At 58.1% G+C, this 23,161-nt stretch carries 21 protein-coding genes; 2 read left to right on the top strand and 19 right to left on the bottom strand.

Features of this window, described 5'->3' with window-relative positions; genetic code table 11:
* Nucleotides 1–35 precede the first annotated feature (35 nt).
* From uraD to ggt, 13 genes are all read right to left on the bottom strand, one after another.
* A complete protein-coding gene (uraD, locus tag M0651_RS03700) occupies nt 36–551 on the bottom strand; it encodes a 2-oxo-4-hydroxy-4-carboxy-5-ureidoimidazoline decarboxylase (RefSeq protein ID WP_248550490.1) in 516 nt (171 codons plus the stop codon).
* Nucleotides 541–1,056 carry a (2Fe-2S)-binding protein gene (locus M0651_RS03695; protein WP_248550489.1) on the bottom strand — a complete coding sequence of 172 codons (516 nt, stop codon included), beginning with the start codon at nt 1,054–1,056 and terminating at the stop codon, nt 541–543. Before M0651_RS03695 ends, uraD begins: the two co-directional genes overlap by 11 nt.
* Entirely contained in the window at nt 1,046–3,322 is a 2,277-nt protein-coding gene (gene pucD, locus M0651_RS03690; RefSeq protein ID WP_248550488.1) for a xanthine dehydrogenase subunit D, read from the bottom strand. The genes M0651_RS03695 and pucD overlap by 11 nt, the downstream gene beginning before the upstream one ends.
* Before the next feature lie 55 nt (nt 3,323–3,377).
* A complete protein-coding gene (locus M0651_RS03685; RefSeq protein WP_248550487.1) occupies nt 3,378–4,301 on the bottom strand; it encodes an FAD binding domain-containing protein in 924 nt (307 codons plus the stop codon).
* A gap of 20 nt (nt 4,302–4,321) precedes the next feature.
* The gene (locus M0651_RS03680) at nt 4,322–5,251 is read right to left on the bottom strand and encodes an ABC transporter permease (protein ID WP_248550486.1); all 930 of its coding nucleotides are present in this window, start codon (nt 5,249–5,251) and stop codon (nt 4,322–4,324) included.
* Between the two features lie 19 nt (nt 5,252–5,270).
* Nucleotides 5,271–6,395 (bottom strand): ABC transporter permease, encoded by a 1,125-nt coding sequence (locus M0651_RS03675; protein ID WP_248550485.1) that lies wholly within the window; start codon nt 6,393–6,395, stop codon nt 5,271–5,273.
* Nucleotides 6,392–7,924, bottom strand: coding sequence for an ABC transporter ATP-binding protein (locus M0651_RS03670; protein WP_248550484.1), 1,533 nt, complete (start codon nt 7,922–7,924; stop codon nt 6,392–6,394). Before M0651_RS03670 ends, M0651_RS03675 begins: the two co-directional genes overlap by 4 nt.
* Nucleotides 7,925–8,004: 80 nt before the next feature.
* Nucleotides 8,005–9,192, bottom strand: coding sequence for a BMP family ABC transporter substrate-binding protein (locus M0651_RS03665; RefSeq protein ID WP_248550483.1), 1,188 nt, complete (start codon nt 9,190–9,192; stop codon nt 8,005–8,007).
* Nucleotides 9,193–9,368: 176 nt separating this feature from the next.
* A complete protein-coding gene (locus tag M0651_RS03660) occupies nt 9,369–9,941 on the bottom strand; it encodes a nucleotidyltransferase family protein (RefSeq protein ID WP_248550482.1) in 573 nt (190 codons plus the stop codon).
* Entirely contained in the window at nt 9,916–10,941 is a 1,026-nt protein-coding gene (locus M0651_RS03655) for an XdhC family protein (RefSeq protein WP_248550481.1), read from the bottom strand. Before M0651_RS03655 ends, M0651_RS03660 begins: the two co-directional genes overlap by 26 nt.
* Nucleotides 10,938–12,521 (bottom strand): PucR family transcriptional regulator, encoded by a 1,584-nt coding sequence (locus tag M0651_RS03650; RefSeq protein WP_248550480.1) that lies wholly within the window; start codon nt 12,519–12,521, stop codon nt 10,938–10,940. The genes M0651_RS03655 and M0651_RS03650 overlap by 4 nt, the downstream gene beginning before the upstream one ends.
* A 227-nt stretch (nt 12,522–12,748) precedes the next feature.
* Nucleotides 12,749–13,954 carry an amidase gene (locus M0651_RS03645; protein WP_248550479.1) on the bottom strand — a complete coding sequence of 402 codons (1,206 nt, stop codon included), beginning with the start codon at nt 13,952–13,954 and terminating at the stop codon, nt 12,749–12,751.
* Nucleotides 13,955–14,020: 66 nt separating this feature from the next.
* Nucleotides 14,021–15,598 carry a gamma-glutamyltransferase gene (gene ggt, locus M0651_RS03640; protein WP_248550478.1) on the bottom strand — a complete coding sequence of 526 codons (1,578 nt, stop codon included), beginning with the start codon at nt 15,596–15,598 and terminating at the stop codon, nt 14,021–14,023.
* Between the two features lie 214 nt (nt 15,599–15,812).
* Between ggt and chrB the strand changes: the two genes are divergently transcribed.
* Together chrB and chrA are read left to right on the top strand one after the other, a co-directional pair.
* On the top strand, nt 15,813–16,412 hold the full coding sequence (chrB, locus tag M0651_RS03635; RefSeq protein WP_282577740.1) for a chromate efflux transporter ChrB: 600 nt from the start codon (nt 15,813–15,815) through the stop codon (nt 16,410–16,412).
* Nucleotides 16,409–16,951: a chromate efflux transporter ChrA gene (chrA, locus tag M0651_RS03630; RefSeq protein ID WP_248550477.1), complete on the top strand. Its 543-nt coding sequence runs from the start codon at nt 16,409–16,411 to the stop codon at nt 16,949–16,951. Before chrB ends, chrA begins: the two co-directional genes overlap by 4 nt.
* Before the next feature lie 67 nt (nt 16,952–17,018).
* On the opposite strand, the gene M0651_RS03625 is transcribed toward chrA, so the two are convergent.
* The 6 genes from M0651_RS03625 to M0651_RS03600 form a co-directional block, all read right to left on the bottom strand.
* Nucleotides 17,019–18,458 (bottom strand): flavin-containing monooxygenase, encoded by a 1,440-nt coding sequence (locus tag M0651_RS03625; RefSeq protein WP_248550476.1) that lies wholly within the window; start codon nt 18,456–18,458, stop codon nt 17,019–17,021.
* 226 nt (nt 18,459–18,684) lie between these two features.
* Nucleotides 18,685–19,440 (bottom strand): RNA polymerase sporulation sigma factor SigF, encoded by a 756-nt coding sequence (gene sigF / locus M0651_RS03620; RefSeq protein WP_059043530.1) that lies wholly within the window; start codon nt 19,438–19,440, stop codon nt 18,685–18,687.
* A gap of 11 nt (nt 19,441–19,451) precedes the next feature.
* Nucleotides 19,452–19,880, bottom strand: coding sequence for an anti-sigma F factor (gene spoIIAB, locus M0651_RS03615; protein ID WP_248550617.1), 429 nt, complete (start codon nt 19,878–19,880; stop codon nt 19,452–19,454).
* 29 nt (nt 19,881–19,909) lie between these two features.
* Nucleotides 19,910–20,263 carry an anti-sigma F factor antagonist gene (gene spoIIAA / locus M0651_RS03610; RefSeq protein ID WP_248550475.1) on the bottom strand — a complete coding sequence of 118 codons (354 nt, stop codon included), beginning with the start codon at nt 20,261–20,263 and terminating at the stop codon, nt 19,910–19,912.
* Nucleotides 20,264–20,352: 89 nt separating this feature from the next.
* Nucleotides 20,353–21,543, bottom strand: a complete 1,191-nt coding sequence (locus M0651_RS03605) for a D-alanyl-D-alanine carboxypeptidase family protein (RefSeq protein ID WP_248550474.1) — start codon at nt 21,541–21,543, stop codon at nt 20,353–20,355.
* Between the two features lie 269 nt (nt 21,544–21,812).
* Nucleotides 21,813–23,144, bottom strand: a complete 1,332-nt coding sequence (locus M0651_RS03600; protein ID WP_248550473.1) for a pyrimidine-nucleoside phosphorylase — start codon at nt 23,142–23,144, stop codon at nt 21,813–21,815.
* Between the last annotated feature and the right edge of the window lie 17 nt (nt 23,145–23,161).

Here is a 23,161-nt window from a genome sequence, read left to right as displayed (position 1 = left end):
CCCTTTCTTGTTCTCGAAAGTCCCTTCCGGATCGATTAAGTAACAACGAGATCTTCCAACCGGAACTGGGTGATTTTTCCGATTTCGATCCATGCCCGCTCTTGCTCCAGCTCCAGGCTCGATTCGATCCGCTCGGCGATGGAACGGAGGATCTCGCTCTTGCTCTTGCCCCGTACCGCGAGAATAAACGGAAACCCGAACTTCTCCGTATACCTCTGATTGCATTCGGTGAGTTGGGCGTACTCCTCGTTCGACAACGAATCGAGTCCCGCCCCCTGCTGTTCGGCTGCCGAGAGCGGTGATACCTTCATCCGGGTCGCTAAATCGGGATGCGCGCGAAGGAGCTCAAGCTGGGTTGCTTCCTCAGCATGTCGTGCCGCTTCCAGCATGACTTCGTGCAGATGGGCCACGGAAGTAAACGGCCGCAACGGAAAAGCCGCTTCTGCCACCCAAGGCGAATCCTCAAAAATCCCGCCCAGCGCCTCCGTAAAATGCTGCCGATCCATGAGATTCAAATCGGTCAGCGTTAAGCAGGACCCTTCAGTTTTCATGACTGCCGCCCCCTTGTTCGATCGCTCGATTTACCGCGCGTAGAATGGACGCATATCCTGTGCAGCGGCATAAGTTGCCCGACAAAGCTTCTTCGATTTCCTCCGGTGCGGGCTGCGGGTTGGCTGACAGTAGCGCTACCACGGAAACGACCATTCCCGGCGTACAATACCCGCATTGGAATCCGCCTTCCTCCAGGAAAGCCTGCTGTACCGGGTGAAGTCCTCCGGCGCTGATCCCTTCGATCGTGACGATGTCGGCGCCTTCGCATTGATAGGCCATCGTCAGGCAAGCGTTCACCGGACGACCGTTCAGCAGCACCATGCAGGAACCGCAGCGGCCAAGCTCGCAGGAACGTTTCGTCCCGGTTAATCCGAGATCCTCACGAATCAGCGCCAACAACCGCCGTGAAGGCGGTACCTTTAGGGAGACGGGATGCCCGTTTACGCGGAACCTTACCTTAAAACCTCGCCCCGCCTCCACCGTATTCGGGATTTTATCCAACATGCGAATCCACCGCCTTCCCGCTCGTAAAAGGCATCTCCTGCAGCAGCTCCGGTTCGATCGGCAGCCGGTTCACCCGTTTGCCTACGGCTTGAAACACAGCGGAGGCCACCGCCGGGGCCAGGCACACCGACCCCACTTCCCCGACGCCGCGCGGACCGTAGGTGTCCTGCTCCGGCAGATCCTCCATCGGCTCGACCTGGATCCTGCCGTTGAAATCGAGTACCGTAGGGATCAGGTAGGTGTCCAAGTTTTTCGTTAGATAGAGGCCTTCCTCCATCTGTGCATCTTCCGTCAACGTAAACCCGGCAGCCATTGCGGCCCCGCCTTCGATTTGGCCCAGATAACCTTGAGGATTCGCCACCGGACCGGCGGCAATCACGTGATACTGATCAACAATACGGACCCTGCCGGTCAGCGTATTGACTTCCACCTTGACCGCAATCCCCGCGTAGGTATATAGAAAATGGGCGCCAACCCGCTCCAGCGTTGTTGTTGGGTACGAGAACGCGGTTTCGCTTACGATAGGCTCCGACAAGGCTTGTGCCAGCTCAACGTACGTCATCACCCGGCTACCGTCCTTCCACATCCCGCCTTTGCCAGAATGACAGCCTGCGCCCCCGCCAGCTCGTTCCGCCGCGGCAGTCAGCTTAGCTGTAAAATTGGGTACCAGGCGGCGCAGCGACATCCACATCATGCTGGTAGCCCGCGAGGCCGTGCTGGAACCACTGTTCGGCACCACGTCCGTATCCCCAATGATGATCCGCAAATCCTCGGCCGCGAAGCCGTATTGCTCGATCAGCATCTGCTCCATTGTAGCAATGAGGCCTTGACCAAACTCTTCGTAGCCGAACACCGCTTCGATCCGGCCGTCCGGCGCCAGCTGCAGCCGGCCTCCTGCGGGATCGGGAATGCCGAAGCCAAGCCCGGCCCCGTGCATGGCGATCGCCGCCCCGATACCGGTTACCGTCCAAGGATCATGGGGCTCTCGAACCCGACTTCCCATTCGTTCCACCATCAGCGAACTGGCTTCTAAGGCCTCCCACACCTGACGGGCGCCATCGGTTGGGGCAATCGGCTGGCCGAGCGGACCGGGGTCGCCAAGCTTCCGTAGATTGCGGCGGCGTATTTCCCACGGATCGATTCCGACCATCGCCGCCAGTCGATCGATCTGACCTTCCAACGCAAAAATCGCCTGGTTGCCGCCAAAACCCCGGAACTCCCCGGAAACGCCATTGTTTGTATACACGCATACGCTTTTCACATCAATATGCTTGATTCGATATGGCCCGATGACATGCTCGGTGGCGAAGTTCAGCACCTCGGCACCAAGCGTGGCGTAAGCGCCGGTATCGGACACGACCCGAACGGTATGGGCCAGCAGTCGGCCTTCCCGGTCGCAGCCCGTGCGCATCGTAATCTTCATCGGATGGCGTTTCAGACCGGCCCGGACGGACTCCGCACGGGAGTTATGCATCCGTACCGGCCGACCCGTGCGCAGTGCAAGCAGCGCCCCGTATGGCTGGACATTCAATTCGTCCTTGCCGCCAAATGAACCGCCAATCGGGCTGGAAACGACGCGGATCCGCTCCTCCGGTAGCGCGAGGATTCGCGAGAGCTGCATCCGGTCTTTTAAGCCGTGTTGGGTGGCCGAATACACAGTTAACTTCCCGTCTGTTTCCGGAACAAACAGCCCGCCCTCCGTTTCCATATACGTATGCATCTGCCGCGGGGTAAAGTAGGTTTCCTCGGCCACATAGGCACAGGACGCAAACACCGCTTCCGGTTCGCCTTTGCGGTATTCCGCGCGATGCAGCACGTTCCCTTCGGGATGCAGCAGGATGGCGTCCTCACGCAAGGCCTCCTCGGGGTCGGTCACCACCGGTAACGGCTCGTAGTCCACCTCAATCAGGGACAACGCGTATTCGGCCAGCTCCTCGGTCTCCGCAGCCACCGCAGCTATTGCATCGCCAGTATACCGAACCCGATCGGCACAAAATACCGGTTGGTGAGGAAACGCAATGCCAAACGCGTTTAGCCCCGGTACATCCTCGTGGGTTAACACGGCATACACGCCGGGAACTTTGGCCACGGCCTCCGTGCGAATCCCCAAGATTCGCGCATGGGCCTTCGCACTTCTCAGCACGCGGCCGATCAGCATCCCTTCCGCCGATCGGTCGGTTAGGTATTGCAGTTTGCCCGTCACCTTCTCCAGGCCGTCCGGCCGCGTCCGCCAGCGGGCTCCGCTGGACTCTCGATTCAGCAGCATGGTCTCCTCCCCCTTCGTGCAATGTCCTCTCCTATACTGACGGTATTTCCCCTAGTTACACCGGTTGCTCCGGGGAGTCTTCTCGAGGATGAAGCAGCCTCCAGAGCTCGGCGGCAATCAAGTTGGCCGCCGTTTTTGACTTATAGGCTCCTGTCGCAAACGCATCTCCAGAGGGTGCATATTCCTCATGTACCGCCTCGCTGAGCGAAGACATCAGCTCCGCACTGAAGCGGCGTCCCTCCAGCAGCGCCTCCGCCCGCTCCAGCCGGTGCGGGCGGCTGCTTCCGCCACCGGCGGCGATTCGCACGCTGCGGAGAACGCCGTCCTCCCCGATCGTTCCGGCCAGCGCTGCCGTCACCAGCGACGGCGTAAACGCTTCGCGGCGGCCCACCTTGCGATAGACCTCGAACCGCCGTCCACCGAGCTCATTACGAGCCGACGCCGCAGGCAAGCGTACGCCCGCCACGATCGTTTCCGGATCGTACGTGCTGCTCCAGCGATCCGCCAACCAAGCTGCCATCGGCACCCACGGGTTGGAATCCGGACCGCTAACGGCCAGCTCCGCTTCAGCCACCAGCAACGCGGGCAATACATCCCCATTGCCGCAGGTGATATTCCCGCCAATCGTCGCTAAATTGCGAACGGACGGAGCAGCAATCCCCCGGGCAGCTTCCCGCAAAGCAGGAGAGGCCATCGCAATCTCTCCACGGCTTCGACAAACCGACAACTCCGTCAAAGCCCCGATATATAGGTGACCGTCTTCATGACGGATCCCCGATAAACCCGCCACACCGCGAAGGTCGATCAGCGCCTCCGGCAGAGCGGCGGTTCCGTTCTCCCACAGCGTCCGCAGCAAAGTGCCGCCCGCTGCGTAAACCGCCTTCGCCCCAAGTTCCCGCTTCAGCTTCCGCGCTTCCTCCAGGGTGCGCGGCTGATAAAGCACCGGTGTTCGAAGCAAATGTTCACGCCATTGCAGCATGACCCTTCCCCCCTTATGCGCTAAAAACGATGCTCCCGAACATAAGGAACACCCAGTGATTCCGGCGTACCCGACGGTTTGCCGCGATCGCGGTAGCCCAGGTACATCAATACAAGAATGGTAACGACATAAGGGATCATTTTGAGGAAATACGGCGGAATGGCGCTGCCAAGCAGCTGCATCCGGAAGCCCAGCGAATCCAATGCGCCAAAGAAATAAGCGCAGAGCAGCGCCCGTACCGGATTCCATCTTGCAAAAATCACCAGCCCCACCGCGATCCAGCCCCGCCCGGCCGTCAACCCTTCGTTCCACGTCGGGGCAACGGTTAACACCATATCCGCACCGGCCAACCCGATCAACATCGCACCGGCTGTCACATAGCCGTAACGGATCAAGTGAACCCGGATCCCCATCACATCAGCTGTCGCCGGACTGTCGCCAACCGCCCGCAAATGCAGGCCCCAGGAAGTGCGATGAATCAGCAGATGAAGTGCGATGACAAGCAAGAAGCTCAGCCAAGTCAGCAGATCCAGCCTGCCAAAAATCGCCCCGATCACCGGAATCGGTTCAAGGAATTCCAGCGGGATTCTTGGCAGAATACCGGGTAACGGGTTGCCGCTGACCGCTTTGCCGAGATAGGCGCTAAGCCCGCTTCCGAACAGGGTCATCGCGAGGCCGCACATCGTCTGGTTAGCCCGAAGCGTGACCGACAGGAACGCGTGTACCATCCCCAGCAGCGCCGTGACCGCCGCAGCCGCCAACAAGGCGAGTGCCAGGTTCCCCGAACGGATGAACACAAGACAGGTCGTCACAGCCCCCATCAGCATCAGTCCTTCGGCGCCCAGTTGGATGATTCCGGCCCGTTCGGTGAGTATGCCGCCAAGAGTAGCCAGCAGCAGCGGGGTCCCGGCGGTGATCGCGGCAAGCAGCAATTGGGTCACAAAATCCATCAAGGGAACCTCCTTTGCGTTACGCCGACCTGCGGCGAACCCGGAATCGTGTGATCATATCCCCGGCGATCAGGAAAAACAAAATCGCCCCCTGCAGCATTTCCGACACGGATGACGGCAAGCCGATCGTCTGTACGCTGTAGCCGCCGACGATCAGTCCGCCGAATAACACGGCCGATACGATTAATCCGAGCGGATTCAACTTCGCCAGCCAAGCAACGATAATCGCGGTATACCCGTAGCCCGGAGAGATGCCCTGCATCAGTTTGTGGCTGACGCCGGAAACCTCCACCATCCCGGCCAAGCCGGCCAGCCCTCCGCTGATCACCATGACGAGCAAGATATGACGGGTGATCGGGATGCCGTTATATCGCGCTGCAACCGGATTGGCGCCAATCATCCGCAGCTCGTATCCCCAGCGGGTGAACCGAATCATCAAGTAATAGATCAAAACGGCGACAAGAGCAAAAAGCAAACCGATATGCAGCCGCGTTCCGCCCAGTGTAGGCAAGGATAGCGAGGCGGCAAACATCGGCGACCCCGGCATGTTGAAGCCTTCGGGATCCTTCCAGGGTCCAATGACGAAATAATCCAACGCCAGCAGTGCCACGTAATTCAGCATCAGCGAGGTAATCAACTCGTTGACCCCAAAATAGATACGCGGAATCGCGGTCAGCAGCCCCCAAAACGCCCCTGCCGCAACCCCAAGTACCAACATCAGCGGGATCGACCAAACCGCGGGGATTTCAGGGAAATAGATCGTCACCGCCGTGGCGGCGATTGCGCCGGCCGTCAGTTGCCCTTCGGCCCCGATGTTCCAGACTGAAATACGGTAAGCCACGGCAATGCCAAGTCCGCACAGCAACAGTGGGATCGCCTTGACCAGCGTCTCGGTGAGGCCATAGCCGGTTCCAAAGGCGCCGTTCCACATTTTCGCGTACACCGTCCAGGGATTCATTCCGTTGACGGCGATGAATCCTGCGCACAGCAGAAGCGCCAGCAGCACGGACAAGACCGGCGTCCACCAAGGCGAGCGAACCCGTATTGCGTCGAATTCCAGCCGCCAAGCCCTGCTTTTTCCTGCGGATACCGGGGAAATGACCGGCTTCAGCAACGTTTCAGCCCCTGCTTTTTGCCGGCTCATACGACCTTCTCCTCCTCGCCGGGGACTCCCGCCATCAGCAGGCCAAGGCGTTCCCGATCTGCCGACTCGCGGGTCTGCTCGCCAAGGATCGTCCCGTTATACATCACGAGAATCCGATCCGACAGCTGCATTAATTCGTCCAGGTCCTCCGAGATCAACAGCACGCCGCTGCCCGCTGCCCGCAGCTCCAACAGCAGCTCATGCACGCCGGCCGCAGCGCCGACGTCCAGCCCCTGCGTCGGATGCACGGCGACCATCAGCTTCGGCCGCTGCGTCACCTCCCTCGCGAACAGCAGCTTTTGCTGGTTGCCGCCGGACAACTGCTGCACGGGTGTATCCAGTCCCGGCGTCTTGACATCGAATCTTCGCACCAGTTGCTCAGACCACTGCCGGTTTCTGGCCGACTTCAGGATCCCCAGCCGCGAATGCGCTTCGGAGCGGTACGACTTGGTCAGCAAATTGTCCACGGCCCCAAGGCTTCCCGCCAACCCGCTTTTCATCCGGTTCTCCGGGACATGGGCGATGCCGGAGGCGATGGCCTTGCGAACCGATGCCGTTTTGACCGGGACACCGTCAAACCGGATGCTCCCTTCCGCCCAATTCCTGAGCCCGGTCAGCACCTCGGCCAGCTCCTTCTGACCGTTGCCGGCTACGCCCGCCACGCCAACGATTTCGCCCCGGTGTACGGTCAGGGACAAGCGATCCAACGCTTTGCGTCCATGCTCGGCCATCGCGCTGATCCGGTGTACTGCCAGCAGCTCCCCGCCGCGCGTTCGCTCCAGCTCCCTGCGCTCCAGCGTCACTTCCCGGCCAACCATCAGTTGGGCCAGCTCACGTTCGTTCGTATCTTCGGTTCGCAAGGTCGCGATCATTTTCCCTTTACGCATAACCGATAACCGATCGGAGGAGGCGAGCACTTCCTTCATTTTGTGGGTGGTCAGGATAACGGTTTTTCCTTCCTCTTTCATCCGGCGCAGGGTGCGGAATAACCCCTCAGCCTCACCTGGCGTTAACACCGAGGTCGGCTCATCGAGAATAATGATATCCGCCCCGCGGTACAGCGTCTTGACGATTTCCACGCGTTGCTGCTCGCCAACGGACAGCTGCCAGACCGGCTGGTCGACCGGGATGCTTAACCCAAAGCGCTTCGCGAGCTCGGCGATTTCCCGATGCTTGCGTTTGATCCAGGTTCGGCCGCGCCAGAAAGACGACTTTTCGCCAAGCACGATATTTTCCACCGCTGTCAGCGTCGGCACGAGCCGGAAATTTTGGAACACCATTCCCACGCCAAGCCGAGCCGCGTCTTTTGGAGAGCGAATCTGCACCTTTGTCCCGTGGATCCGGATTTCCCCTGCGTCTGCCCGATAAACGCCGGACAACAGGCTCATCACCGTGCTTTTGCCCGCTCCGTTTTCGCCAAGCAGCGCATGAATCTCCCCCGCATTTGCCGAAAAATCAACTTGATCGCTTGCAACCACCGAACCGAAGGTTTTGACGATGCCGCGCATTTCTACTGAACACTCCCGCATGGGGAACGCCTCCTTCCTTCCGGTTGACATACAGTGGGGAAGGTTCTCTTTCGAGCCCCGCCCCACCCGACGTATTTTTCTTACTTGGGAATCGTACCGACAACCCCTTCCGCCAGCCAGTTCATCCCAAGCACTTCATCCAGGGTCAGCGATTTGCCGGCAGGCACCTGCTCGTTACCCGCATTATCATTAATCGGCCCGGTAAAAACGTTCAATTCGCCGCTGATGATCTTCTGCTGGGCTTCCAGCACCAGCTTCTGCACATCTTCAGGCACCTTGTTGCCGAACGGCGCTAGCGTCACCATGCCATCGGCCATGCTGCCGGAATATTGCTCATTCGTCCAAGTCCCTTCCATCAGCGCCTTGACGGTTTGGGTATAATACGGCCCCCAATTCCATACCGGGTTGGTCAGATAGTTATCCGGAGCGTACTTCTTCATGTCCGAGTCGTTGCCGCCCGCATACGCCCCTCGTTCTGCAGCCGCCTGCAGCGTCGCCGGCGAATCCTGATACGCGAGCAGCACGTCGGCGCCTTTGTCGAGCAGACTGATCGCCGCTTGGCGCTCCGTGGTCGGATCATACCAGGTATTTGTCCAGACAACATCGACTTGAATATCCGGGTTAACGCTCAGTGCACCTAAAGTAAAGGCATTGAGGTTATAAATGACTTCGCTGATCGGGAAGGCACCAACATAACCCAGGTGGTTCTTCTCTGTCATCTTCCCTGCGGCGATACCCGTCAGGTAACTGGCTTCATAGTTCTTGCCAAAATAAGTCCCCATGTTCTCAGCCGTTTTGTAGCCGGAAGCATGATCGAATTTAACGTCCGGGAACTTGCCTGCCACGTTTAAGGTGTAATCCATGTAGCCAAAGCTGGTGGTGAAGACGATATCGTGGTTTTGCGCCAGTTCCGTAATAATCCGCTCTGCATCCGGCCCTTCCGGGACGTTCTCGACCGTATCCGCGGTGATCCCGAGCTCCTTCTCCATCTCTTTGCGCCCCAGATCATGCTGGTAAGTATATCCGCCATCCCCCGGCGGTCCGATATACACGAACGCTACCTTGGGTTTCTCGGTTGCGCTTCCTGCATCGTTCGCATCTCCGCTTGATTCGGACGCCGCCGGTTCCGTCGACGCCGCATTTGCATTCCCTCCTGCGTTACCGCTTCCCGCATTGCTTGCGGTATTGCTGCCGCACCCCGCCAGGCTTAATGCCGCGGCAAGCAACAGAACCAAACTCCAACCGGATACCAAACCCCTTTTGTTCATCGTTCTCCTCCTCCATCTTCTTGCGCTTGATATATTTTGATTCTAAATATACGAAGGAGGGCTTTTGGTGTAAATTTAGTTAACATACGTTTGTGCTTCATCCTAAAAAGTACAGGGGTTATCTGTGCCTATTGCACGAATATACGTGATTTTCACGATCTGTATGTCATATAACCTCACGTTGTTAGACGTTGCCATTCCAGCTGAACTTCCCGCAATTGCGTTTCCGTATCCACGTCTTTGGCGAACGAAGGCGATTCCGGCTCGACGATTCGGCCTTTGTATCCCGCAGTGCGTAAAATTCGCGCAGCCCCGCGGTCACCTTCCAGCCGCTGCAAGGCCGGAAACACCGTTCGCGAGAACAAGGCCGGGACCATGCGGTCCACGCCGTTGGTGCAGGCTACGTAATCCAACTCCGGGGAGCGACGATAGGTCTCCAGCAGCCGAGAAAACAAAGCCGCCGTCACGAAAGGCTGATCGGCCAAAGCGATGACGACGGCATCCGGTTGGTATGACATGGCGGCATTTAGTCCGCAGCGGAGCGAGAAGGACATCCCCTGATCCGCATTGAAGCAAATCTCCGTCCGGCGAAGGATAGGGTCCGCAGCGGGCGGAAACCAATCCAGCGGGTCGTCCGCCCGAACGACTACGATTAATGGGGCAACGCCGCTGTGTTCCAGTTCGCGCAGCGCCACGCTTCCCAAAGGCACGCCCGGGGATAACTCACGCGAGATTTTGGAGCCGCCCATCCGACTGCCCCTCCCCGCTGCCAGATAGATCCCGCAAACCTTCATCGCAAAATCCTCCTTCATTCCACGTTGAAAGGATCCCCGCCCGCTTCTCCCGAATCAACTCGGCAACGATGCTGACGGCGATTTCCTCGGGCCCTTCACCGCCGATCGCTAACCCCGCCGGCGCGTGCAGGGATAAGCCTTCCGGCCATTCCAGGGCCTCGGTCAACCGAGCGATCCGCGCCTTGGACCCTACAATGCCGAGATAGCGTGGTCGCAGCGGAAGCACCTGCTCAAGAAACTCTCGGTCCCGCAGAAACGAATGACTGCAGATCAGCACGTAATCGCGGATGGAAATATCCAACTGGCGAGGCGCCTCACCCGGCGGGCAAAGCACGCTTTCCTGCGCGGGAAATCCGCCCTGCAGCCGGGCTTCGCGCCAATCTGCGACCGCGATGCGAAAGCCGGCGCGTGCCGCCAACTCCGCGATGGCACCGCTGTCGCTGCCGGCTCCGAACAATACCAGCCGCGGCTTGGGAACCAGCGGCGTGGCGAACACCTCATCCTCGGTCTTCTGCTGCAACCACTCCCCCTCTTCAAGCCGGTAAGCGTAAGTGTATCCCCGCGCTTGTCGGATGCGCCGCAGCACCAAGCTTTGCCCGGCATCCATACGCCGCTTGGCCATCCGCAGCAGATCTCGCAGCTCTCCGATCACCGGCTCCAGCACAACCGTGATCCTCCCTCCGCAGCCGACGGCTTCGCCCCAGCCTACATCGTCCGGTGTCCGCATATCATACTCCACCGATGCTGTCCGGGCGGTTTCCCATACCGCTTCTGCCTGCAGGCTCAAATCGCTCTCCAAGCAGCCCGGGCTGAGACTGCCGAGGGTCCCGCTCGGGTAGAAGAGCATCGCCGCCCCCGGCTTTCGGTAGGAATGCCCTTCTGCGGCAATCAAGGTAGCCACCACCGCAGGCCCGTCATCGTTCGTGACAAAGGTGCAGATCTCGTACATGCTCATGACACTTCCCCCTGCTCCAGCATGTGACGGAACAGGAACGCCAGACGCAACCTCAGCAAATCGTCGGTTCTCTTAAAATCCACGTCCAGCAGCTCGCTCAACTTCTCCATTCGATACGTAGCCGTGTTGCGGTGAATGAACAATTTTTTCGCCGTATCGTTGATGTGGCCGTCATTGTCCAAGTACGCTTCCAACGTGGCCAGCATCTCTCGAACGTACTCCGGTTCCCGACATAACAATCCGGCAAGCGTGCGGCTGCTGTACTTCCGCATCAATTCAGCAGGCACATGCCGCAGCACCATAGCCATCTCCAAATCCCGGAAATAAGCCGCCTGCCGGCCCGGAGGCCAATACGGCTTCAGCCGCATCGCTTCCTTCGTTTCCAGGTAAGCTTCGCGAAGGTCCTCCGGCTTGCACTTCCGGCCTCCCACTACCGCAAGCGGATCTCTCGTTTCCCGGCTCCCCGCCACTCCCAAGCAGTATTCGATATAACCGCCTAACCGTTCCGGCGACATCCGAACCCCGGAATACAACGACAGCAGCCCTTCATCAACCATGAGGTGAAAAGAGTTGAGTTTAGCCAGCTCCGGGTGCCGCCCGTACTCCTCCTTCATCCGCGTCAACTCATGGGGCCGAAGCTCACCGGCATCGGGAACGTCGGTGAGCACCAGATGAAACGGTGCCTGAAGCAGACCGGGGCTTACGTTTTCCGCCGCTTTAACGAGCTCTGCGGCGGAGAAGTCTCCTTTTATACAACGGCGGAGCAGACGGGCGAAATCCCGATGCAGCTCCTGCTCAAAATCCTCCCCGCTCCCCGTCCGCACATGGTGCGCAATGAGCTCCGCTCCTTGCACGAATAAGCTCTCCTCCACCGGCAGCACCAGCGGATCGATCGGACAGAACACGAGAAAGCCAACCGTTTCCTCCCCTTGCACCAGAGGAAGGCGATACGCCGAAGCTTCGCCGATTCTGACTTTGCGGCGTTTCGCGGTCCAGGGCCAGCCGGCCAGCAGCTCCTTTTCTACGACATCTGAGTTGTTAAACAGCAGTTCGCCCCGCCGTCCGACGACAGCTAACGAGCGGCCGATACAATCGGACACGGCTTCAAGCAGCGCTCGGCTGCGCACCGATTGCAGCGCGAGGCTCATCAGCCGCCGCTGCTTCTCCAGCACGCTTTGCAGCGCCCCAGTGCTGCGCGAGAGCTCCGCCCGGAACAAGCCGTTCATTTGATCGGAGAAAGTGAACTGAAACGGAAGCTCGATCAGCGGAAAGCCCAGTTCATCCGCCTCGGCAATGAGCCGCTCAGGCACCGCGTCCCAAAACCGCCCCAGCTTAATCCCTAGCCCTGATGAGCCCCGGCGATTCAACTTATGGAGCAAAGAAGACGCCTGCTCCGGCTCATCCTTGATCAAATAGGCTGTCGTCAGCAGCATCTCACCTTCTTTGATCCAATCCGAGATATCCGGCGCATCCATCACGTTGATCGATTTGACGATCCGTTTCGTGCCTTTGGAGCCGGCAATCAACCTGGCTTCCGATAATGGGTATACCGATAACGCCTCTTCTACCGTCAGATGCATACCGACCCCTCCCCTACCGTCCTAGTTTGTGGCGATGTATTTTCATGTTATATTATGTAACATTATAATTACAATAGCTTGTTTTGAAAAGGAGAAAAATCAAATTTGGGCTTATTTATGATATGTTTCATTACATATATATAACACATTCATATCCTGAATCTTTCGTAAGATACGAAAAAGGCCACCTGACGAGGATCATCAGGCAGCCGAATCCGTAACGCCATTCATGAAATCCGGACGGTTTTCCATACATGGTTGATCCAGGCAAGCAACCGCAAATCCCTCCCTGGCCCGCCGATCACGGATAATCCAAGCGGCAATCCCTCTGGCCCATTCACAGGTAGCGTCACCTGCGGAAGCCCAGCTAACCCGGCGATGCAGCAAAGGGTAAGCGCTCCGCTTCGGTTACGCTCCAACTCCTCCCCTCTTCCGCCAGAAAACGGAGCGACCCCGGGTACCGTAGGAATGACCAGGACCCCGTCATCTCCTAGCAGATCGTATAGACGCCGTACGATCGAGCGTTGCAGCACTTCGACACGGGAATGATCTTGACCCGCCATTTGCTCCGCAATGGTGAACCTGTCGGCGATGTCAGGGCCAAATGCCGGGTTTTCCCCGCGGATCCAAGCCCCATGGGCAGCCCAAATTTGGCTGGCCTGCAGCTCGCGGAACGCCTCCTTCCAAGCTTCCAGCCCTTCCTCCGCCACGCCGATCTCCACGGTGGCGGTAGCCCCCGCCTGAAGGGAACGGAGCGCCTCAGACCACCGATCTCCGCAGGACGGATCGGTTAAGGCCCAGGCCTCCTTAGCCAGCAACAGCCTAGGGACGCTCCGGCCGGCATCCTCCGCTTCCGCTGCTTTGGCGGAGGCGAGCAAAACCTCTCCGACGCGCAGCAGCAGCTCAGGCGAACGTGCCATCCAGCCAATCGTATCAAAGCGCGGTGCCAGCGGGATCACGCCGCGCATATCGACGGCCCCATGGCTTGGGCGGAACCCGTAGATGCCGCAGTAGGACGCCGGCACGCGAACCGAGCCGCCTGTATCGGTGCCCAGGGCGAAATCAACGCTGTTCGATGCAACCGCGACCGCCGAGCCACTGGATGAACCGCCGGGGATCCTTCCCCGGGCTCGCGGATTGATCGGGGTCCCGTAATGGATGTTTTCACCGCCGAGGCTGTACATTAGTTCGTCCGTATGCGTTACCCCCCGAAGCTCCGCCCCGGCCGCAAGCAGCCGTCGCACCGCTTCCGCGTGCTCCTCAGCCGGCTGATGGCTGCGAAGCCAGGCGGGATTGCCTGCCGACGATACATGCCCGCGTATGGCGATCACATCCTTCACGGCAAACGTAGTTCCGTTCAGAATTCCGCGGCTCGTTGGGCGAATCATCAGGTCCGGATTCATGTAAGCCCCGTAATCGTTGTTTTGGCCCATTCCTTCTCCCTCCTAATCCATTTTCCGCCTCTCCTTTTGTCCCAGACCAACAAACGTACGCCCCTGCTACCGTCCGATCGCCGCTCCGTCGCAGCGCGGGTCGGTTCCGCCGTACTTTCTGCCGTTTTCATCGACTACGATGACATGGGCATGGCCGGCCAGTCCGTCATAATCTGCAGCTGTCCGCACCTGATGACCGGCAGCGGCGAGGGCGGCCAACACCTCCGGCCCCACCCTTCCTTCCACCGTCAGCGCTTCGGTTGGCTCGCCCCAGGTTCGCCCCCAGACGAACCGGGGCTGGTCAACCGCTTCTTGCGGATTCATCCCGTAATGCAGCAAGCGGGTTAACAGCAGCGTTTGCGTTTGCGGCTGGCCCTCCCCGCCTTGCGTGCCATAAAGAATCGCAGGTTTTCCATTTCGCATCGCAAGCGCCGGCATCAACGTGTGGAACGTGCGCTTGCGGGGAGCCAGCCGATTGATGGCGTTGGGGTTCAGCGAAAAAAACGAGCCCCGATTCTGCAGGAGGATCCCGGTTCCACCGGGAGCAATCCCCGCGCCGAATTCGAAATAAAGGCTTTGGATAAACGAAACGGCATTGCCTTCGGAATCAACCACCGCCGCATAAGCCGTATCCCGTCCAACCGGCTGGCTAGTCACCGACGCCGCCTTATCGAATGAGATGGATGCGGCCAAGCGGGCTGCATACTTTTTGTCTAGCAGAACCTCCAAAGGGATCTCTGCAAACTCCGGATCCGTGAGCACCGCATCGCGGTCCCGGAAGCTCGCTTTAATCGCTTCAATCAGCAAGTGGTAGAACGCGTATGAGCCATGGGCCATAGCTCCAAAATCGAAATATTCCAAAATATTCAGCGTCATCAAGGCAGTGAAGCCCTGCGAATTGGGCGGTACCTGATACATCGTGTAGCCGTGATAGGTTGTGGATACCGGCTCGCACCACAAGCCGCGATGCTCCGCGAAGTCCGCCGGCCGCAAGTAACCTCCCAACCTCGCCAGTCCGCCGCAGATCCTCTCGGCGATCTCCCCCTGATAAAAAACATCCCGGCCACCCGCCGCCAAAAGTGACAGCGAGCGAGCCAAATCCGGCTGGATGAACCGGTCGCCGGGTTGGGGCAACCTTCCCCCCGGAATATAAATGGAGACCGCCTCACCGGATAATGCAGAACCGACCCGCAGCGTGTTCCGATGCTGGTCCGGCGACATCGGAAATCCTTCCGCCGCATAACCGATCGCACTCTCCAGCGCATCCGCAAGCGTTAACCGCCCATAACGGCTTTGTACGGCCTCCCAACTGTCCGCCATCCCAGGAACCGTAATCGCCGCCCGCGCACCCCGGCGCGGAATCTCGGATTCGCCCGCATAACGTGCCAGGAGAACCTCCCCACCGGAACGGCCGCTCCCGTTATAAGCTCGAACTCGCCCCTCCTCGGCACTATAGCAAAGCCAAAACGCATCGCCCCCCAGCCCCGTCATGTGCGGATAGACCACAGCCAGCGCGGCGCTGACGGCAACCGCGGCATCAAAGGCGTTCCCGCCTCGTTCCAGAATGCGGTCTCCCGCCGCCGAAGCCAGGTGATGCGGGCTGACGACCATCGATTGCATGCCGCAGCTCAGCTGTTTGCTCATCGGCATCCCCTCCCGTGAAATTACTGCCATTTAACCCCACGTCCTCCGGCAAGTCAACGCTGGAGGGCGATCCTCGGTTCGCCGGTGACGACATTTGTGTGCGCTGCACAATTTTATGCCGCCTGGCGTCCGTTACCCCCTATAATGAGATTGCGTGGTATTTCTAGGAATGAGTAAAATCGGGTAACTTAAGCCTACATAAGGAGGGAACCGCTTGAAACCGCGTCAAAGAGATTACCTGGACCTCGGCGTGTCCATGGCCCGAACCGGCGTGTTGGGATACGGCGGCGGGCCTTCCGTCATCCCCTTGATTCGGCACGATGCCGTCAAGCGTTATCAGTGGCTCAGCGACGAGGAATTTGGCGAAATCCTCGCCTTGGCCAACGCCTTGCCTGGACCCATCGCCACAAAGATGGCCGCCTATCTCGGCTATAAACACAGAGGAACCTGGGGAGCGGTATACTCTGTTGTTATGCACATCTTCCCTAGCGTCCTGGCGATGCTCCTGCTGTTATCCGCCGTGAACTTTCTGGCCGGTTCCCGTGTCGTCCAAGGGATGATCGCCGGCGTTTCCCCCGTTATCGCCGTTATGCTGGGGGGCATGGCCTATGAATTCGCGAAAAAAGGGATCAAGGGCCTCGGTATCACCGCCGGCATCCTGTTCATGCTGCTGGCCCTGCTGCTGCTAGAGGTATTCCAGGTACATCCGGCGCTGGTTATCGTACTGTTCCTCGGATACGGTGCCGTCCACTACCGAGCGGTTGCCCGCCTGCGCAGGAAACGGAAGCAGGATCAGGAAGGGGGTTCCCCTTGATTAACTGGCTGGAATTGCTGCTCGGCTTCCTGATCGCCAATCTGCTTGGCTACGGCGGAGGGCCTTCCTCCATCCCCCTGATGTACGAGGAGATCGTTCCCCATTATCACTGGCTGTCCGATGCGGAGTTCTCCAACATGCTCGCATTGGGTAACGCCTTGCCCGGACCCATCGCCACCAAAATCGCCGCCTACGTCGGCTTCGAGGTCGGCGGTTGGATCGGGCTTGGGCTGGCATTGCTAGCCACCGTGCTGCCCTCAGCGGCAGGGCTCATCCTGCTGCTCCGCTTGCTCGCCAAATACCGCCAGTCCAACGTCGTCAAAGGCATGACCTTGCTGGTGCAGCCGGTGATTGCGGTCATGATGGTCACGTTAACCTGGCAGATGGCCAAAGAGCCCTTCACCGCCATCGGCATCTGGCAGACGCTGGGGATCGCAGTCATCGCGTTTTGGGCGATGGAGCGCCGCAAAATCCACCCCGCCCTCGTCATCGTTGCGGCGTTCATCTACGGCGGGCTGGTACTCCAACATTATGTCTAAGCCCGATCACGTTACGAAAGGCCGCAGGGAGTTTGCCCCTGCGGCCTTATGCTTTGTTTCCAAGCTACTAGGATTGAGCTTTCGCTGGTGCCGCTGCTGGACGCCAGGTCACGGTAAACTCCGGCGTGTCATAGTTAAAGTAGGCGTCCAGTATCGCCTGCTTGTCATCGGTAAACAGCTGATCCGCAATACCCGCCACCAGTTTAGGGATGGCGTTGCGGGTTCCCGATATCGCCGAGGCAGACAAGCCGCAAGAGGCTAACGCTGAGTAATTAAAGACGAACAGCCCATGCAGGAGTACTTCCCCTTCCGCATTCCTTGGTCGCATCGCGAACCCCGGACTTAGATAGGGATGCAGGTCCAGCAGCGCGTTCTCCTCCCCGGTTGGCGGAGCATATACGTCGCCCCAGCGCTTGATATGGCGTTCCAGCAGTCGCAGCTCCGGCCGCAGCGCCGGGTCGCTGATCAGGCCGGTGCTGACGATGAGGAAGTCGAAGTCCTCGCGGCCATGCGGCGTTGTTACGGTTATCCCTCCCTCGGAACCTTCGACATCCAGCCAAGGCGAGTCGAGGTGCAGTACGAACCCCGGCCAAGCCGCCGCGCGCTCGAACATATCGGACGTTGGCGGCTGATTCGTTTGGAAAAAATGCGAGATCACCCGATATTTCTCCGCATCGGTCAGCGTATAGAACCGCTCGATCATTCCCGAGCCCTCCATCTGGCGGATCGGGTTGACGCTGGGCAGCTTATCGCGCCGCACGAAGACATGCGCTTCCGCCGCACCTTCGGCTAACGCATGGTTGGCATTATCAAAAGCGGACGCGCCTCCGCCGAGGATAGCCAATCTTTTCCCCTGTAAGGCAGTAAAATCGATCGATTCCGAGGTATGGGCATATAAGCTTCGCGGCAGGCGGTCCTCGATCATTGGCGGAACATGCCATCTGCCGCCGCCTTGAATCCCGGTCGCCAGTACCACCTTACGAGCAAGCAGATGGGCTGCTGGCGCTCCCAACCCCTCCAGATGCAGGCGATAAAGACCTTGCTCTATCGGCTCGATCAGCGTAAGCTTCGTTTCATTTACAACCGGAAGCTCCAGCACCTTGCGATACCAGCGCAAATAGTCCATCCACGCGCCGCGTGGAATTTTGTCCAACGCCTCCCACGCAGACGCCCCGTACAACGCTTCCCACCAGGCGCGAAAAGTGAGGGCGGGAATACCTAAATCGATGGAGGTCAACCCTTTCGGAGTACGCAGCGTGACCATCCGGGCGTACGTATCCCAAGGGCCTTCCCGCCCCTTTGGGTTTTCGTCGATAACCAGAAGATTGGGGATCCGCTCGCGCATCAATCCGAAGGCGGCGCCGAGTCCGCTCTGTCCGCCTCCCACGATCACCACATCATAGATATGCCCCTCCGCGGAAGTTCGTGGCGGCACCCAGCCTGCCGCTCCATAATTCAGGTAAGCAAGATCCCGTTTCACCCGTTCGTTAAGTGCATTCAGACCCATGGCTCTCCCACCTTCCATCCGCCGCCTTGATTTTAGTAGCTATTATAGCTGGCAATACGGTACGGACGGAACGGGCCGAGCAAGTTGTTGGTTGCGTTGCCGAAAAACCAAGCCGAATTTTGTGCGCAGCACATGAAGGTCCTAATCGCTCATCCATGCAAAAACCCCTCCGGGTTCAGCGTGCCGTACGAAGGCCACCGCTGCCCAAAGGGGCGTGCATGTCAGGTCATTGCGCGATCTGGTCGCGAATGCTCTGTAATATTTTCTTCTCCAGCCTGGACACCTGAACCTGGGAGATGCCGAGTCGGGTCGCTACTTCCGACTGGGTCTGGTCGCGGTAGTACCTTAGGTATACGATCAGACGCTCCCGGTCGGTCAAGCCGCCGATCGCTTCGTGAAGCGCCAGCTTGTCGAACCAACGCTCCTGGGATTCATCGGCGATTTGATCCATTAGCGTGATGGGGTCGCCGTCATTTTCAAACACAGTCTCGTGAATCGACGCCGGAGGCTTGTTCGCTTCTTGGGCAAACACGACATCCTCGGGCGTAACCCCCAGCTCCTCGGCAACTTCCTTAACCGTCGGAAGCCGGCCCAGCAGCTTGGACAATTCATCCTTCTTCTTGCGAACCTTGTTCGCCATTTCTTTCAACGAACGGCTGACCTTCAGCGTCCCGTCGTCGCGCAGGAAACGCTGGATTTCCCCGATAATCATCGGCACCGCATACGTAGAAAACTTCACATCATAGCTGAGATCAAACTTGTCCACCGACTTGAGCAGGCCGATACAGCCGATTTGAAACAAATCCTCGGGCTCGTATCCCCGATTCATAAACCGCTGCACGACGGACCAAACAAGCCGAATGTTGCAGTTCACCAGCCGGTCTCTGGCAGCGTTGTCCCCTGATTGACTCAGGGCGATCAATCGTTTCACTTCCGTGTCGTCCAAAAACTCTCTCGAGATTTGCTTCACTTCGGCATCCATAGATCCAACCCCTAATTGTATAAAGCTTTCTTGGATACAATCCTCTTCTTCATCCGAATGCGCGTGCCTCCGCCCATCTCGCTGATCACATCGAATTCGTCCATGAAATTTTCCATGATCGTAAAGCCCATCCCCGAGCGCTCCAGCTCCGGCTTCGACGTATAAAGCGGCTGCTTCGCCAGCTCCACGTCCTCGATCCCGCGGCCTTGATCCTCGATAATCAAGGTCACCGTATCCCCTTCAATCGCGGCGGAGATCGATACGACCCCTTCCGGATTCCCGTCGTATCCGTGGATGATGGAATTCGTGACCGCTTCGGATACCACCGTCTTCAGATCGGTGATCTCATCCATCGTCGGGTCCAGTTGGGAGACGAAGGCGGCAACGGTCACCCGGGCAAACGATTCATTTTCGGACTTTGCGGCAAACTTGAGAGACATAAAATTTCCGGCTTGATTCGCTTGGGTATTCACAGGGCCACCTCCAGATCTGTCAGCGCCGTATCCTCGTTTTCGAAGATGGACATGATCTTAAACAATCCCGACATTTCCAGAAGCCGATATACCGGCGGGTTAACGTCACACACAACCATCTTCCCGCCCTTTTGCTTGATCAGCTTATATCTTCCGAGGATCACCCCGATACCGGAGCTATCCATAAACTGCAGCGACTTCATGCTTAATACGAGATTGCGGCAGTTCCCGCGGGCGATTTCTTCATCCATCCGCATGCGGACGTCGTCCGCCGTGTGATGGTCCAATTCCCCGCTCAAGCGTACGATTAACGTATCGCGGTGTTTTTCCATTTCCACTTGCAAATTCACGTCTGTTCACTCTCCTCCCTGACATGAACACAACAATTCTACGATCCCGGGCCGGATTCCTGCCGACTGACAAAACTAGAAGAAAAGCCCTATGAATCTACAAAAAACAAGTGTGCGGCCGTTCGTTTAAACAACGTCCACCAACCGGCTTTATCGATATCGCTTGGCGCGGTCAGCTCGAATTCGGTCAGCGCACGGCCATCCTGATACACAACCAGCTTGCCGACAGATTGACCCGCTTTAATTGGTGCTGCGAGTTTTTCCGGCGCGATGAGCTTATGGGTGATGCTGTCTTGCTTCACGCCTTTTTTGACCAGCACGTTAAGCGGTTTCGAGGCGGCCAACTCCAGCTGTGCGCTCATCCCTTTCTGTACCTTGACCTTGCCGATGGTTTCCCCCGCTTGATAAATCGGGAGCAGCGCGTATTGCGAGAAGGCATAATCGAACATGGCGGATACTTCGCTGTTCCGTGTTTTTGTGTTTGGCTCCCCAAGCACCACGGCGATCAAGCGCAACCCGTCGCGTTTTGCGGTAGCGGCCAGGCAGAACTTCGCTTCCGACGTATAGCCGGTCTTCAGGCCATCGGCCCCGCTGTAGAAGCGGACCAGCTTGTTTGTGTTTACGAGCCAGAATGGCTTCTCCGACCCCTGACGCAAGTAATCTTGATAAGCGCCGGTATATTTCGTAATTCCCTCATGCTTCAGCAGCTCCCGACTCATAACGGCAATATCATGCGCGGAGCTGTAGTGGTCGGCTACCGGCAAGCCGTTACAATTAGCAAAATGCGTGTCCTTCATGCCGAGCTGTTGGGCGCGTTCGTTCATCATTTTCACGAACGCTTTTTCGGAACCGGCGATTTTCTCAGCCAACGCTACGGACGCATCGTTCCCGGAGGCCATGGCAACGCCCTTGAGCATCTCGTCGACCGTCATCGATTCCCCTGGCTCCAGAAAGATCTGGGATCCTCCCATGGATGCTGCATACTCGCTGGCGGTAACCTTATCGGTCAGCTTCAGCGAACCATTATCGATGGCTTCCATCGTCAACAGCATTGTCATGATCTTGGTAATGCTCGCCGGAGGCAGCTTCTCATGACTCTTTTTCTCGTAAATGACCGTGCCTGTATCGGCATCGATTAATACGGCGGAAAGTGCTTGTTCCGCCAACGCAATTTCATCATCCCCGACATGTGGTCCACCATGTTCCGCGCTGGTGTAAGTCGGCCATACCGACACGGCCAGAATGAACGCGGCAAACCAGATCAACACCCGTCTTTTCAAGATTCGTCCTCCTTTGGACATAAGTCTGGATTCTGCTAACCTAGTATCGGCATGAAAGAGGGATAATATTCCTGAACAAAAAGAAAAACGCCTTTCGGCGTTTGGTTTCGTGTCATATTTTGAACAAGAGACATTTGTGGCCTTATTTTATTGATTTTGGGAGAGCGCTCAGATATAGAGGAACGCCCCGCATTCAACGAAAATAAGGCCTATTATTACCGTTGTTTCATACAATACAAATTAAACCGAGGCAACCTAACCGCACAAGCTTAAAACCGCTTGACACCATCCGGGGTCACAAGCGCAAAGACGAGAGGACGCGTAGGCACCTTCGTCCCGGAAATGCCGTAAGCATTCAAGATACGCCGCTCCGCTTCCACCCGGCCCGCTTCATGGCTGGGGTTGAAATGGAGTACGGCCAGCGTTTCGCCAACCTCAACCGGATCACCGATCTTCTTGAGGAGCTCCACTCCGGCTGCCAAGTCGATAACGGAATCCTTCGTTTCCCGTCCGGCGCCCAGCATCATGGCGGCGATACCGATCTCTTCCGCCTGAATCGATTCCACAAAGCCGCTGCCGGTTGCTTTCACGTCCACCTTCAGCTCCGCCGTCGGCAGCAGCTCTGGATGGTCGATTTGCTCCGTATTGCCGCCTTGCGCAGACACCATCTGCTTCAGTTTCTCCATCGCTTCTCCGTTTTTTATTTGCGCAGTCAGCATCGTATGCGCCTCTTCTTCGTCGGCCGCTTTGCCGCCGAGAATCAACATATGCGACGCCAAGATCAAACAAACCTCCTCGAGGTCGGTTGGACCTTCGCCCCGCAGTGTCGCAACGGCTTCCTGGATCTCCAGCGCATTGCCGATCGCGTGGCCTAGCGGTTGGTCCATGTCACTGATCACGGCGACCGTCCGGCGACCTACCTGGGTTCCGATATCAACCATGGCCTTGGCCAAGCGGATCGAGTCCTCCAGCGTCTTCATGAACGCACCGCTGCCTGTCTTCACGTCAAGCACGATGGCATCTGCGCCAGCGGCGATTTTCTTGCTCATGACACTGCTGGCAATCAGCGGAATGGAATCCACCGTTGCGGTCACGTCGCGCAGCGCATACAGCTTCTTGTCGGCAGGCGTCATATTGCCGCTTTGGCCGACAACGGCCAGGCCGATTTCGTTAACCTGGCGGAAGAACTGCTCCTTCCCGAGCTCCACGGAAAATCCGGAGATCGCTTCCAGCTTGTCGATCGTCCCGCCGGTATGGCCCAGGCCTCGGCCCGACATCTTCGCCACCGGCACGCCGCAAGCCGCAACGAGCGGACCAAGGACGACGGTCGTCTTGTCACCAACCCCGCCAGTAGAGTGCTTGTCGACCTTGATACCATGAATGGAACCAAGGTCAATCGTATCCCCGGAACCGGCCATCGCTAACGTCAGGTCCGCGGTTTCCCGGGCTGTCATCCCTTGATAATAAACGGCCATCGCCCAAGCGGCCATTTGGTAATCGGGAATTTGTCCTTCGCTGTACCCTTTTACTAAGAAAGCAATCTCTTCGCTTGTTAACTCTTGGCCGTCCCTTTTTTTACGGATCAGATCTACCGCTCTCATCGCTCCTTACCTCCGTC

The sequence above is a fragment of the Paenibacillus mellifer genome (genome assembly GCF_023195895.1).
GTDB lineage: Bacteria > Bacillota > Bacilli > Paenibacillales > Paenibacillaceae > Fontibacillus > Fontibacillus mellifer.
This window is presented reverse-complemented; position numbering and strand designations above follow the sequence as displayed.

Excerpts from the sequence above, each read along its gene's own strand:
- uraD (WP_248550490.1), bottom strand. The coding sequence starts at position 551 with ATGAAAACTGAAGGGTCCTGCTTAACGCTGACCGATTTGAATCTCATG.
- M0651_RS03695 (WP_248550489.1), bottom strand. The coding sequence starts at position 1,056 with ATGTTGGATAAAATCCCGAATACGGTGGAGGCGGGGCGAGGTTTTAAG.
- pucD (WP_248550488.1), bottom strand. The coding sequence starts at position 3,322 with ATGCTGCTGAATCGAGAGTCCAGCGGAGCCCGCTGGCGGACGCGGCCG.
- M0651_RS03685 (WP_248550487.1), bottom strand. The coding sequence starts at position 4,301 with ATGCTGCAATGGCGTGAACATTTGCTTCGAACACCGGTGCTTTATCAG.
- M0651_RS03680 (WP_248550486.1), bottom strand. The coding sequence starts at position 5,251 with ATGGATTTTGTGACCCAATTGCTGCTTGCCGCGATCACCGCCGGGACC.
- M0651_RS03675 (WP_248550485.1), bottom strand. The coding sequence starts at position 6,395 with ATGAGCCGGCAAAAAGCAGGGGCTGAAACGTTGCTGAAGCCGGTCATT.
- M0651_RS03670 (WP_248550484.1), bottom strand. The coding sequence starts at position 7,924 with ATGCGGGAGTGTTCAGTAGAAATGCGCGGCATCGTCAAAACCTTCGGT.
- M0651_RS03665 (WP_248550483.1), bottom strand. The coding sequence starts at position 9,192 with ATGAACAAAAGGGGTTTGGTATCCGGTTGGAGTTTGGTTCTGTTGCTT.
- M0651_RS03660 (WP_248550482.1), bottom strand. The coding sequence starts at position 9,941 with ATGGGCGGCTCCAAAATCTCGCGTGAGTTATCCCCGGGCGTGCCTTTG.
- M0651_RS03655 (WP_248550481.1), bottom strand. The coding sequence starts at position 10,941 with ATGAGCATGTACGAGATCTGCACCTTTGTCACGAACGATGACGGGCCT.
- M0651_RS03650 (WP_248550480.1), bottom strand. The coding sequence starts at position 12,521 with ATGCATCTGACGGTAGAAGAGGCGTTATCGGTATACCCATTATCGGAA.
- M0651_RS03645 (WP_248550479.1), bottom strand. The coding sequence starts at position 13,954 with ATGGGCCAAAACAACGATTACGGGGCTTACATGAATCCGGACCTGATG.
- ggt (WP_248550478.1), bottom strand. The coding sequence starts at position 15,598 with ATGAGCAAACAGCTGAGCTGCGGCATGCAATCGATGGTCGTCAGCCCG.
- M0651_RS03625 (WP_248550476.1), bottom strand. The coding sequence starts at position 18,458 with ATGGGTCTGAATGCACTTAACGAACGGGTGAAACGGGATCTTGCTTAC.
- sigF (WP_059043530.1), bottom strand. The coding sequence starts at position 19,440 with ATGGATGCCGAAGTGAAGCAAATCTCGAGAGAGTTTTTGGACGACACG.
- spoIIAB (WP_248550617.1), bottom strand. The coding sequence starts at position 19,880 with ATGTCTCTCAAGTTTGCCGCAAAGTCCGAAAATGAATCGTTTGCCCGG.
- M0651_RS03600 (WP_248550473.1), bottom strand. The coding sequence starts at position 23,144 with ATGAGAGCGGTAGATCTGATCCGTAAAAAAAGGGACGGCCAAGAGTTA.